The sequence below is a fragment of the Micromonospora inaquosa genome (genome assembly GCF_003857055.1).
Lineage (GTDB): Bacteria > Actinomycetota > Actinomycetes > Mycobacteriales > Micromonosporaceae > Micromonospora > Micromonospora inaquosa.
In genome coordinates this window covers 33,290-44,324 of sequence record NZ_QGSZ01000314.1, presented here as the reverse complement: position 1 = coordinate 44,324, position 11,035 = coordinate 33,290, and the positions used below count along the sequence as shown (strand labels likewise).

Genomic DNA, 11,035 nt, shown 5'->3' with positions numbered 1-11,035 from the left:
GAGGGGGCGGGTGTAGCGGAGTTGGGGTGCGAGGGTTGTGCCGATGTGCTCCTCGCGCTTCGCGCCGGTCGGGGTCCAGCCGCCGCGCTCGTAGAAGGATCGGGCGTGGGCGTTGTCCTGGAGCACCCAGAGCACGGCACGCCGCCAGCCCCGCGCCCGCATGGCGTCCAGGGCGTCCACCATCAGGGCGCGACCGACGCCGCGGCCCTGCTCGGCCGGGTCCAGGTGAATCGCGTTGAGCAGCCCGGTGGCCGGGTCGTCCTCGTCGTCCGGGCCCAGGTGGCTGAACCCGACCAACGCCCCGGCCCGCTCGGCCACCGTCATCCGGTGGGTGTCCCGTTCCCAGAGCCACCGCTCGACCCAGTAGCGGCCCATCGCCTCCGGTGTCGGGTCGGCCAGCGCCTCGGCCGGCACGAACGCGGAGTATGCGGCGACTCGGGAGCGTTGGTGCAGGGCGCCCACCGCCATCAGGTCGCCGTCGGTCGCGGGGCGGAGCGTGATGGTCATTCGGCCGAGGCTACCCGGCGTGGCGGAAGCTGCACCGTGGTCAGATCCTCGGCGACGATCAACTCACCGTCGAAGTGCGCGCGCGCCTCGTCGTGGAACCGGCGCGGGTCGGGGTAGCGCTGGGAGAAGTGGGTGAGCACGAGTCGGCGTACCCCGGACTCGGTCGCCACCCGGGCGGCCTGCGCCGCGGTCAGGTGGCCGACCTCGGCGGCGAGCGCGGCCTCCGACTCCAGGAAGGTCGACTCGATGACCAGCAGGTCGGCGTGCTCGGCGAGGGCGTAGAGCCCGTCGCAGAGGCCGGTGTCCATCACGAACGCGAACCGCTGCCCCGGCCGGGGCACGCTCACCTTGTCCCGGGTGACGCGACGTCCGTCGAGGTCGAGGTGCCCGACGCGGATCAGCTCGCCGACGGCCGGGCCGGCGATGCCGTACGCGGCCAGCTTCTCCGGCAGCATCCGGTGCCCGTCTGGCTCGACCAGCCGATAGCCGTACGTCTCGATGGGGTGCCGGAGCCGGCGGGCCTCCAGCGTGCCGCAGCTAAGGGCGATCCGCTGCCCGTCGGCCTCGATGGGCTCGACCCGCAGCTCGGCGGTCTCGTAGAAGGAGGTGGCGTACCGCAGCCGGGCGAAGTATTCGGCACCGCCGGCGGGAAAGTGCACGGCGACCGGGTGCGCCACCCGGTCCAGGGACAGCCGTTGGATGGTGCCGGGCAGGCCGAGGCAGTGGTCGCCGTGGAAGTGGGTGACGCAGATCCGGGTCAGGTCGGTGGCGGTGACAGTGGTGTGCAGGAGCTGACGCTGGCTGCCCTCGCCCGGGTCGAAGAGGATCACCTCGTCGTCCCAGCGCAACACGTACCCGTTGTGGTTGCGCTGGCGGGTCGGCGCCTGGCTGGCCGTCCCCAGCACCACCAGCTCGCGCATCGACATGGCCGCTCCTGCGGATATGAAGCGACCCCCGGGGCGCTCCGCGCTGGCGCGCGGGCCGGCTGGACTTGGCCGGCACCCCGGGGGTCGGGTGGCTGTCTGGAATTCGCCGCACCGCTGCCACACGGTCTCGACGATGGTGCTTTTGCCCACCTCGCGGCGGGCCGATCACTGTCGAGGACAGCGGCTAGCTGACAGCCACCTCACGAGTCCGATTGCTATACAAGTCTGGACCACCTCCTTTCACGTGTACGGCCACGTTATCGAGTTCTCGTCGGGCTCGGCAACGGATTTCGATCACAGGGCCGAACGGGAATGCCCGGCCACCTCCTGGGGTGGGCCGACCGGCCGCCGCGAGAGCGACTCTGGTGATCTTGATATGGGTGGGCAGCATCGCGTCAGGCGGCACGACCGGCTTGGCGCAACCGTGGGGACGGCTAGCATCGTCGCCGCTCTCTTGGCGTCCTGCTCACCGCATACGCAACGTGCCTCATGGAAACAGGTGGCGTTCACTCGCCTGACTGTCACCGGTGGCGCGGTACCCGCTGAGACCACCCGGCGGCCCCCATCCGAGCTAGGGCGCCGGCCGTAGCTGCGTCCGCGCGCAGCGTTCCTGGTGGTCAGTGACGACTTCGGCAATCTCGCCGGGTGTCGTGGCGGTGTCGATCCGTAGAGGCCGCCAGCATCTGCCGCACGTGACTCGACCGGTGACGACGATGTTCCATGTCGATACTTCTAGCTCAATTGGCACCCGCGCCGGCTGATCGCCCCCTGCCCGCGCACTGAACATCGCTACTCCCTGCCGTATGAGGGGCGCCCGCATGATCGGCGAGACCGGCGGACGCCCCTTGGGTGCAGCAACGGGCACCGATCCCAGATCCACTACCCACCGCGCAGATTCGACAGTAATGCCAGTAGTGCCAGTAGGGCAATGGGTGTAAGTAGTCTCGGTGGTGGGTAGGCGCAGCCTGTGTGCGTGCCGATACCCCACACCGCGCATGAGATTGAGGCTGATCTGTTGCGGCGCATCGGCGCTGGCGAGTTTCCGCGCGGGCAGCGCCTCCCGACGTACGACGCGCTGGCCGACGAATACGGCTCGGCCCGGCGCACCGTGGCGCGCGCCGTTGAGGGGTTGAAAGCGCGGGGGATCGTGGTCGGCGTCCGGGGGTCGGGCGTGTACGTCGCTGAGACGTAGAAGGCACGCCCCGGCCCGCCACCGCCCCGGCCCGCCACCGACTCGGGCCACACCGACCGGGCAGCTCAACCCGTTCGGGTCGGGGTTGCAGTATCCGCTCGGGTTCTTGGACCGCTGGTGAGCGGTGTGCTATCGGCCGACTAGTCCGGCGATCGCTGTAGAAGCTGTCGGGACGACTCGAAGCCCAGCCGTTCGTACACCGGGACCGCCCTGCGACCGGATTGAACCGTCACCTGGAGGGATCCGAGGTGTGTTGCATGCTCTGCCGCAGCCTCCACGAGCGCCGAGCCGATCCCCTGGCCTCGCTGATTCGGCATGACGAAGACGCTCTGGATGTCTGCGGATAGCCGACTTGTCGCACCAGGTCGCGGGACGCGAGGGACGAGCGCGGCCCAAGCCATGCCGACGATCTCCGGTCGGCGGAGTCGAGCGACGAACACCAGATGCGAGTCCTGGTGGGCGGCCCACCACTGCGCAAGCTCCGCTGTGAATGCGTCAATGGACAGCTGTGTTGGCTCCTCATGAAGCGTGTCCAGCCACAACAGCCGGGCCAACTCTGCGACATCGTCCGCATTCGCCTGACTGATCCTCACGAGGTGAGTTTGCCACGGCCTTGGAGTGCGGCCGATCACGCCAACACAGCGCTGGCGCGGATCCGCGCCAGCGCTGTGCCGGGGTCAGGCCGTCTTGGCCACACCCACCGGGCAGCTCAGCCCGTTCGGGCCGTGGTTGCAGTACCCGTTCGGGTTCTTGGTCGGCGCAAGGTACTGCTGGTGGTAGTCCTCAGCGAAGTAGTAGCTGCCGAGCGGGGCGATCTCGGTGGTGATCTCACCCTTGCCGGCCCGCGTCACGATCGGCTGGAACGCGTCGCGGGACGACTCCGCGATGGCCCGCTGCTCGTCGGTCGTCGTGTAGATCGCCGAGCGGTACTGGGTGCCCACGTCGTTGCCCTGGCGCATGCCCTGGGTCGGGTCGTGGTTCTCCCAGAAGACCTTCAGCAGATCCTCATAGTTGATCTTGCTGGGGTCGTACACCACCTGGACGACCTCGGCGTGCCCGGTCCGGCCTGAGCACGTCTCCTCGTACGTCGGGTTCTTGGTGATGCCCCCCGCGTAGCCGGCGGAGGTGGTGTAGACGCCGGGCAGCGTCCAGAACAGCCGCTCGGCGCCCCAGAAACAGCCCATCCCGAAGACCGCTACCTGAAAGCCGTCCGGGAACGGACCCTTCAACGGGGTGCCCAGCACCTCGTGGCGGTCGGCGACCGGCATGGCGATCGGGCGGCCCGGCAGGGCCTGGTCGGGCGTGACCATCTCGGCCTTCATACGGCGCAGAAACACGGTGGGGATCTCCTCTCGTACCGCTCGCAGCGTGCAACACCGCAGGGTCCTGCTTCCTTACCCGCGCGACGGTGACTCAGGCCCCGCCCGGGAGCGCCGTAGCGACCCGGTCCGCGTACGTCTGCGCCTCGGTGTCGTCGTCGTACCGGGTGCGCGGCCAGAAGAAGCCACGCAACCCGTCGCCCCTGGTCCGCGGCACCACATGGGTGTGCAGGTGAGGCACCGATTGGGACACCTTGTTGTTCATCGCCACGAACGTCCCACCGGCACCCAGGGCGGTCTCCACCGCCACCGCCAGCCGCCGGACCATGGCGAAGTAGCCGGGCAGCAGGTCGGCCGGCAACTCGGCCAGGGTCACCAGGTGCACCCGGGGCACCACCAGCACATGCCCCTTGAACACCGGCCGGGTGTCCAGGAACGCCATCCCGTCCGCGGTGTCGGCCACCCGGAACGCCGGCACCTCGCCCGCCACGATCCCGCAGAACACGCAACCGCTCATCGGGCCAGGCTATGCCGGCGCTGTTGGCCCGGCCTCCGCCCGGGAGCGCGGGTTCCGTTCCAGCCCTCTCCGATGGGGCACTAGCCTCACCAGAATGAGTCACGGCTTCGAGACGCTCGCCATCCACGCCGGTCAGGACCCTGAGGCCCGCACTGGCGCGGTGATCCCACCGATCTACCAGACCAGCACGTACGCCCAGGACGCCGTCGGCGCGCCTCGCCTCGGCTACGAGTACAGCCGCTCCGGCAACCCAACCCGTGACGCGCTCCAGGAGTGCCTGGCCGCGCTGGAGGGCGGGTCGGTGGCGCTCGCCTTCGCCAGCGGCCTGGCGGCGGAGGACACCCTGCTGCGGGCCGTGTGCAAGCCCGGCGACCACGTGGTGATCCCGGACGACGCGTACGGCGGCACGTACCGGCTCTTCGCCCGGGTCGCCCAGCGCTGGGGCCTGGAGTTCAGCCCGGCCAAGGTCTCCGACCCGGCCGCGATCCGCGCGGCCGTGCAGCCCGGCCGCACGAAGATCGTCTGGGTGGAGACGCCGACCAACCCGCTGCTCGGCATCGCCGACATCGCCGCCCTGGCCGCCGTGGCACACGACGCGGGCGCCCTGCTGGTGGTGGACAACACCTTCGCCTCGCCGTACCTCCAGCAGCCGATCGCCTTCGGCGCGGACGTGGTGGTGCACTCCACCACCAAGTACATCGGTGGGCACTCCGACGTGGTCGGTGGCGCGCTCGTCGTCGCCGACGCCGGGCTCGGCGAGGAGTTGCGCTACCACCAGAACGCGATGGGCGCGATCAACGGCCCGTTCGACGCCTGGCTCACCCTGCGCGGCATCAAGACCCTCGGCGTACGCATGGACCGGCACTGCGACAACGCCGAGCGGCTCGCCGCGTACCTCGACGGGCACGCCAAGGTCGCCCAGGTGATCTATCCCGGGCTGCCCTCGCACCCCGGTCACGAGGTGGCCGTCAAGCAGATGCGCCGGTTCGGTGGCATGATCTCGTTCCGCGCCGCCGGTGGTGAGGAGCACGCCGTGGACATCTGCAACCGGGCCAAGCTCTTCGTGCTCGCCGAGTCGCTGGGCGGCGTGGAATCCCTGATCGAGCACCCGGGTCGGATGACACACGCAAGTGCTGCCGGCTCGCCGCTTGAAGTTCCCGGCGATCTCGTGCGACTGTCTGTCGGCATCGAGACGGTCGACGACCTACTCGCCGATCTGGAGCAGGCGCTGGGCTGACCGCTGGGGAAGGATGGCCGTGCAGGACATCATGGCGACCTGGGTCGGAGCGACCGCCAAGCAGATCGCCCGGGGCGTACGCCGAGGTGACGTCTCGGCGACCCAGGTCGTCGCCGACCACCTCGAGTACATCTCCCGAGCCGACCGTGAACTGGCCGCGTTCCGCGCCGTTCGCGGCGGTGAGGCGATCACCGAGGCGGAGAAGGTCGACGAGCAGGAGGACCTGGCCAACCTGCCGCTGGCCGGGGTCCCGGTGGCGGTCAAGGAGAACACCCCGGTCGCCGGCCTGCCCACCTGGAACGGGTCGGCCGCCGCCCGCACCGACGTCGCGGAGGCCGACCACGAGGTGGTGCGTCGGCTGCGGGGCGCCGGCGCGGTGATCCTCGGCGTGACCCGGATGCCGGAGCTGGGGCTGTGGGCACTCACCGACGACGAGAGCGCGGTGACCCGTAACCCCTGGGACAGCACGCGTACCCCCGGTGGGTCCTCGGGTGGCGCCGCCGCCGCGGTCGCCGCCGGGCTGGTGCCGATCGCGCACGCCAACGACGGTCTGGGCTCGATCCGGATTCCCGCGGCCTGCTGCGGGCTCGTCGGGCTCAAGCCCGGTCGGGGCGTGGTTCCCTGCCAGCTCGGGGCGGACGACTGGTTCGGCCTCACCGAGCACGGCATGTTGACCAGCACGGTCGCCGACGCGGCGGTCGGCTTCTCGGTGCTCGCCGGTCGGCGTCCCGAGAAGCTCGTCCCGCCGCAGCGGCTGCGGGTGGGCGTGTCGTTGCGTTCCCCGGTGCGCGGTGTCACGCCGGACGCGCCCAACCGGGACGCGGTCGCCGCCGCCGGTCGGCTCCTCGCCGCCGCCGGGCACGACACGGTGCCAGCCGATCCGGTCTACCCCACGGCGCTCGGCCTCCAGGGCATCGCCACCTGGCTCGCCGCAGCCGCCACCGACGTCCGGGCCTCCGGCCTGGAACGGCGTGGTCTGCAACGGCGTACCCGACGGCACGTCGCGTTGGGCGAGTGGGCGCAGCGTCGCGGCTACGTGCGGGAGGCCGACCGGGCCGCCTGGCGGCAACGGTCGATCGACTTCTTCACCGACCACTCGGTCGATCTGCTGCTCACCCCGGCGCTGGCCAGCGCGCCACCGGAGGCGGCCCGCTGGTCGGAGCGGTCCTGGCGGGCGAACATGTCAGCCAACATTCGCTACGCCCCGTACGCCGCACCCTGGAACATCGCCGGCCTGCCGGCGGTCGTCGTGCCGGTCGGCCGCCGCCCGGACGGCCTGCCGGTCGCCGTGCAACTGGTCGGTCCGCCCGGCTCGGAGCTGCTGCTGCTCGGTGTGGCCGGCCAGTTCGAGATGGCCGCCCCGTGGACGCGCCACGCTCCCGGCTACCCCCGGGTCGGCACGGGGTCACCAGCCACCGCCTGATCGTCAGCACCCGGTGTCGCCGCTGAGAGCCCCGGAGGCGGGTGGCACGATCGGGGCATGACGGAATTGGTCGGTCTCGACGACGTGCGGGCCGCACGGGAGTTGCTCGCTGGGGTCACCCGCACCACCCCGCTGGAGCCCTCCCGCCCGCTCAGCGCGGCACTGGGCGGGCCGACCTGGCTCAAGTGCGAGAACGTGCAGCGCGCCGGCTCGTACAAGGTGCGGGGCGCGTACGTGCGGATCTCCCGGTTGTCGGCGGCGGAGCGGGAGCGCGGTGTGGTGGCGGCGAGCGCGGGCAACCACGCGCAGGGCGTGGCCCTCGCCGCCGGCCTGGTCGGCACGCACGCCACCGTCTTCATGCCGGTCAACGCGCCGCTGCCGAAGGTGGCCGCCACCAAGGGGTACGGCGCACAGGTGGAGCTGGCCGGGAACACCGTCGACGAGTCGCTGGTCGCCGCGCACACGTACGCCGAGCGCACCGGCGCGGTGCTGATCCACCCGTTCGACCACCCGGATGTGATCGCCGGGCAGGGCACGGTGGCGCTGGAGATCCTCGAACAGTGCCCGGACGTGAAGACGATCATCACCGGAGTGGGAGGCGGCGGTCTGATCTCGGGCATGGCGGTGGCCGTGAAGGCGTTGCGACCGGACGTCCGGATCATCGGTGTGCAGGCGGCGGGCGCGGCGGCGTTCCCGCCCTCACTGGTGGCCGGGGAGCCGGTCCGGCTGCCCGCCTTCGCCACCATCGCCGACGGCATCGCGGTCGGCCGGCCGGGCGAGATCACCTTCAACCACGTGCGCAAGCTGGTCGACGAGATCGTCACGGTCTCCGAGGAGGACATCTCCCGGGCTCTGCTGATGTTGCTGGAGCGCGGCAAGCAGGTGGTCGAGCCGGCCGGCGCGGTAGGGGTCGCCGCGCTGCTGGCCGGCGTGGTCGAGGTGGAGACGCCGGTGGTAGCGGTGCTCTCCGGCGGCAACATCGACCCGTTGCTGATGCTGCGGGTGATCGAGCACGGGTTGGCCGCGGCGGGTCGCTACCTGCGGGTGACGGTCCGCTGTTCGGATCGGCCGGGGCAGCTCGCGTCGTTGCTCAGCCAGATCGCCGAGCACCGGGCCAACGTGGTGGACGTGGAGCATCAGCGGGCCAACCCGCACCTCAGCCTCGGCGAGGTGGAGGTGGCGCTGTCGGTGGAGACCCGGGGCGTCGAGCACTCGGACACGCTGATCAGCGCCCTGCGGGCCAGCGGCTACCAGGTGGTCTTCGCGGCCGAGGCGTGACACCGGTAGGTGCCACGCCTCGGATGCGCTGTGTTTCGACGGTGGGTGCCGGCCTGGCTGGGCCGGCAGCGGGGAGTGCGGTCGGCGACGGGTCAGCCGGAGAACGGTTCGAAGCTGACCACTGTCACCTTGATGTCGGCGCCGCTGGGTGCCGTGTAGGTGCAGGTCTGCCCGGCTCGCCCGCCCAGGATCGCCTTGCCCAGCGCTGACTCCGGGCTGTAGACGGTCAGGTCGGTGGTGGCCGCGATCTCCCGGGAACCGAGCAGGAAGGTCTCGGTGTCGTTGGTGTCGTCGTCGAAGTAGATCGTCACCACCATGCCCGGCGACACCGCGTCGGCGGTCGGAGCCTCGCCGACCTTCGCGGTGCGCAACAGCTCCTGCAGGTAGCGGATGCGACCCTCGGCCTTGCCCTGCTCCTCGCGAGCGGCGTGGTAGCCGCCGTTCTCCCGCAGGTCGCCCTCCTCGCGCCGAGCGTTGATCTCGGCTGCGATCGCCGGACGGTTGGCGATGTGCTCGTCGAGCTCGGCCTGGAGGCGGTCGTACGCGTCCTGCGACAGCCAGGTGGCGGGCGCCTCGTTGCCAGTGGACACAGGCGTTCTCCTCAGTTGTGCGTGGCTGGCTGACAGGTGAACTACCAAGCTACCAGTGCGGTACGACACAGCGTGTCGGCCATCACCGCCGGTGTCCGGATCCGACACCGGCTGTAGGCGCTCGTTCGGCCCCGTTGTCGGTGCTGTCTGGGCAGCTCAGGACGGTGCTTGGCAGCGCAGGACCTCGCCGATGAACGGCCGCGCGGTGGTGGTCAGGCGGTGTCGGGTCGTGACGTGCCGGTCCCCGGCGTCTGCGGTCACGGTGACCTGTTCGCGGGCCACCTCGGCCCCGGCGCGGTCGCGGGCACGCAGCACGCAGACCGCCGATCCACCCGGCGGGACGGTCACCCGGAAGTCGACGAGCACCTGCTTGTCCGTGATGTCGGTGTACGTGATCACCTGGGCGTCGTAGACCGGGTCGCCGTACTGGCGGTAGAGCCGGACCGAGATCACGGTCAGCGTCGCCGCGAGCGCCAACAGTGCCAGCGCGGCCAGCAGCGTACGGCGGCGCTTACCGCCCGCTGCGCGACGGCGGCCGTAGCGCCCAGCCGGAAATACCGGCGCGCCTGGTGAAATTGTGGCGTGCGTCTCGGTCACCGGCGGGTATCTCCTGGCGTTGTTGTCGGCGGCATCGGCAAGAATGGCAGAGCCCCATCCTCCCACCCGGCCCAGCGGCAGGAATAGCAGGTCATGTCTGGCGCTGCTGGCCGGGGACAGGGTGCGGCGAGGAAGATCCCGGCAGGTCAGCCGGTCGAGCCCGGTCGGGTCCACCGTCCGGCACAGACGAGGAGCGCCGAAGTTGGCAGAGCAACTGCGTCTCATGGCCGTGCACGCGCACCCGGACGACGAGTCGAGCAAGGGCGCGGCGACGATGGCGAAGTATGTCGCCCAGGGGGTGGACGTCCTGGTCGTGACGTGCACGGGCGGTGAGCGCGGGAGCGTGCTCAACCCCAAGCTGGACCGGCCCGACGTGTGGGCGAACATCGGTGAGATCCGGCGGGCCGAGATGGACGCCGCGCGGGCGATCCTCGGTGTCGACCAGGCCTGGTTGGGCTTCGTCGACTCGGGCCTGCCCGAGGGCGACCCGCTGCCGCCGCTGCCCGGGGGCTGCTTCGCCCTGCAGGACGTCGAGGTCGCCGCGGGCCCGCTGGTGCGGCTGATGCGTGAGTTCCGTCCGCACGTCGTGACCACGTACGACGAGGAGGGTGGCTACCCGCACCCGGACCACATCATGTGTCACAAGGTGAGCATGGCCGCCTTCGAGGCCGCCGGTGACCCGGAGCGCTACCCGGAGCTGGGCGCGCCGTGGCAGCCGCTGAAGCTCTACTACGACATCGGCTTCTCCAAGGGCAAGATCATGGCGCTGCACGAGGGGATGCTGGCCGCCGGTCTGGAGTCGCCCTACGAGGAGTGGCTCAAGCGGTGGGAGGATCGGCCCGACAAGGGCCCCCGGATCACCACCCGGGTGGAGTGCGCCGAATACTTCCCGGTCCGCGATGACGCGCTGCGCGCCCACGCGACCCAGGTCGACCCGGACGGTTTCTGGTTCCACGTGCCGATGGAGCTGCAGCAACGCGCCTGGCCGACCGAGGATTTCGAGTTGGCCCGCTCGATGGTCGACAGCCCGCTGCCCGAGTCTGATCTCTTCGCGGGGGTACGGGAGACGGCGCACGCGCGCTGATTCCCGGCGGGGCTACCCTGGTTACCAACCGCACATCGGAGGAACGCCATGCTGACCGCTGCCCAGGTGCTCGCGGAGAACAACTTCGGGGACACCCGCACGGGTGGCCTGGCCGGGCCGATGGGCCTCTTCCTCATCCTGCTGCTGGCCACCGCGACCATCCTGCTGATCCGCAACATGAACGCTCGGCTGCGCCGCCTGCCGGACCGTTTCCCCCAGCAGCCCCGGCCGACCGACCCGACCAGGGCCGATGCATCAGTCGTCGATCCGACAGACGGGACCGGCGGGCGTGATTCATCCACGCCCGCTCCCAGTGGGCACCAGCAGCACTTGAACGGGTAGTCCGGGCATGAATCACGCCGAAC

At 70.7% G+C, this 11,035-nt stretch carries 13 protein-coding genes and 1 pseudogene; 6 read left to right on the top strand and 8 right to left on the bottom strand.

Features of this window, described 5'->3' with window-relative positions:
* A partial coding sequence (locus tag DLJ59_RS28820; protein WP_148096976.1) for a GNAT family N-acetyltransferase occupies positions 1-507 on the bottom strand: 507 nt, incomplete at its 3' end.
* Positions 504-1,433 carry a ribonuclease Z gene (locus DLJ59_RS28815; protein WP_124776424.1) on the bottom strand — a complete coding sequence of 310 codons (930 nt, stop codon included), beginning with the start codon at positions 1,431-1,433 and terminating at the stop codon, positions 504-506. The genes DLJ59_RS28820 and DLJ59_RS28815, both read right to left, overlap by 4 nt.
* Positions 1,434-2,406: 973 nt before the next feature.
* Between DLJ59_RS28815 and DLJ59_RS28810 the strand changes: the two genes are divergently transcribed.
* Positions 2,407-2,625, top strand: a complete 219-nt coding sequence (locus DLJ59_RS28810; RefSeq protein ID WP_244236286.1) for a GntR family transcriptional regulator — start codon at positions 2,407-2,409, stop codon at positions 2,623-2,625.
* Between the two features lie 33 nt (positions 2,626-2,658).
* Here DLJ59_RS28810 and DLJ59_RS38135 read toward each other — a convergent pair.
* The 4 genes and pseudogenes from DLJ59_RS38135 to DLJ59_RS28790 all read right to left on the bottom strand — a co-directional run.
* A pseudogene (locus tag DLJ59_RS38135) lies at positions 2,659-2,736 on the bottom strand (peptide-methionine (S)-S-oxide reductase MsrA); the annotation flags it as partial.
* Between the two features lie 29 nt (positions 2,737-2,765).
* Complete coding sequence (locus DLJ59_RS28800) at positions 2,766-3,218, bottom strand: GNAT family N-acetyltransferase (protein WP_208648865.1); 453 nt, start codon at positions 3,216-3,218, stop codon at positions 2,766-2,768.
* An 84-nt stretch (positions 3,219-3,302) separates the two neighbouring features.
* A complete protein-coding gene (gene msrA / locus DLJ59_RS28795; protein WP_124776420.1) occupies positions 3,303-3,962 on the bottom strand; it encodes a peptide-methionine (S)-S-oxide reductase MsrA in 660 nt (219 codons plus the stop codon).
* A 76-nt stretch (positions 3,963-4,038) separates the two neighbouring features.
* Positions 4,039-4,461 (bottom strand): HIT family protein, encoded by a 423-nt coding sequence (locus DLJ59_RS28790; RefSeq protein WP_124776418.1) that lies wholly within the window; start codon positions 4,459-4,461, stop codon positions 4,039-4,041.
* Between the two features lie 94 nt (positions 4,462-4,555).
* Here DLJ59_RS28790 and DLJ59_RS28785 point away from each other — a divergent pair, with 94 nt between their 5' ends.
* From DLJ59_RS28785 to ilvA, 3 genes are read left to right on the top strand one after another with little or no spacing between them, the layout of a single operon-like run.
* The gene (locus tag DLJ59_RS28785; RefSeq protein ID WP_124776416.1) at positions 4,556-5,698 is read left to right on the top strand and encodes a cystathionine gamma-synthase; all 1,143 of its coding nucleotides are present in this window, start codon (positions 4,556-4,558) and stop codon (positions 5,696-5,698) included.
* Between the two features lie 13 nt (positions 5,699-5,711).
* A complete protein-coding gene (locus tag DLJ59_RS28780; RefSeq protein WP_124776414.1) occupies positions 5,712-7,121 on the top strand; it encodes an amidase in 1,410 nt (469 codons plus the stop codon).
* A 57-nt stretch (positions 7,122-7,178) separates the two neighbouring features.
* Complete coding sequence (gene ilvA, locus DLJ59_RS28775; protein ID WP_124776412.1) at positions 7,179-8,399, top strand: threonine ammonia-lyase; 1,221 nt, start codon at positions 7,179-7,181, stop codon at positions 8,397-8,399.
* A 92-nt stretch (positions 8,400-8,491) separates the two neighbouring features.
* Here the strand turns inward: ilvA and greA are convergent, their stop codons facing one another.
* A complete protein-coding gene (gene greA / locus DLJ59_RS28770; protein ID WP_091394193.1) occupies positions 8,492-8,989 on the bottom strand; it encodes a transcription elongation factor GreA in 498 nt (165 codons plus the stop codon).
* A 156-nt stretch (positions 8,990-9,145) separates the two neighbouring features.
* Positions 9,146-9,586, bottom strand: coding sequence for a DUF4307 domain-containing protein (locus DLJ59_RS28765; protein WP_124776410.1), 441 nt, complete (start codon positions 9,584-9,586; stop codon positions 9,146-9,148).
* A gap of 202 nt (positions 9,587-9,788) precedes the next feature.
* Between DLJ59_RS28765 and mca the strand changes: the two genes are divergently transcribed.
* Positions 9,789-10,670: a mycothiol conjugate amidase Mca gene (gene mca, locus DLJ59_RS28760; protein WP_124776408.1), complete on the top strand. Its 882-nt coding sequence runs from the start codon at positions 9,789-9,791 to the stop codon at positions 10,668-10,670.
* A gap of 48 nt (positions 10,671-10,718) precedes the next feature.
* Positions 10,719-11,012 carry a hypothetical protein gene (locus DLJ59_RS28755; protein WP_124776406.1) on the top strand — a complete coding sequence of 98 codons (294 nt, stop codon included), beginning with the start codon at positions 10,719-10,721 and terminating at the stop codon, positions 11,010-11,012.
* Positions 11,013-11,035 lie beyond the last annotated feature (23 nt).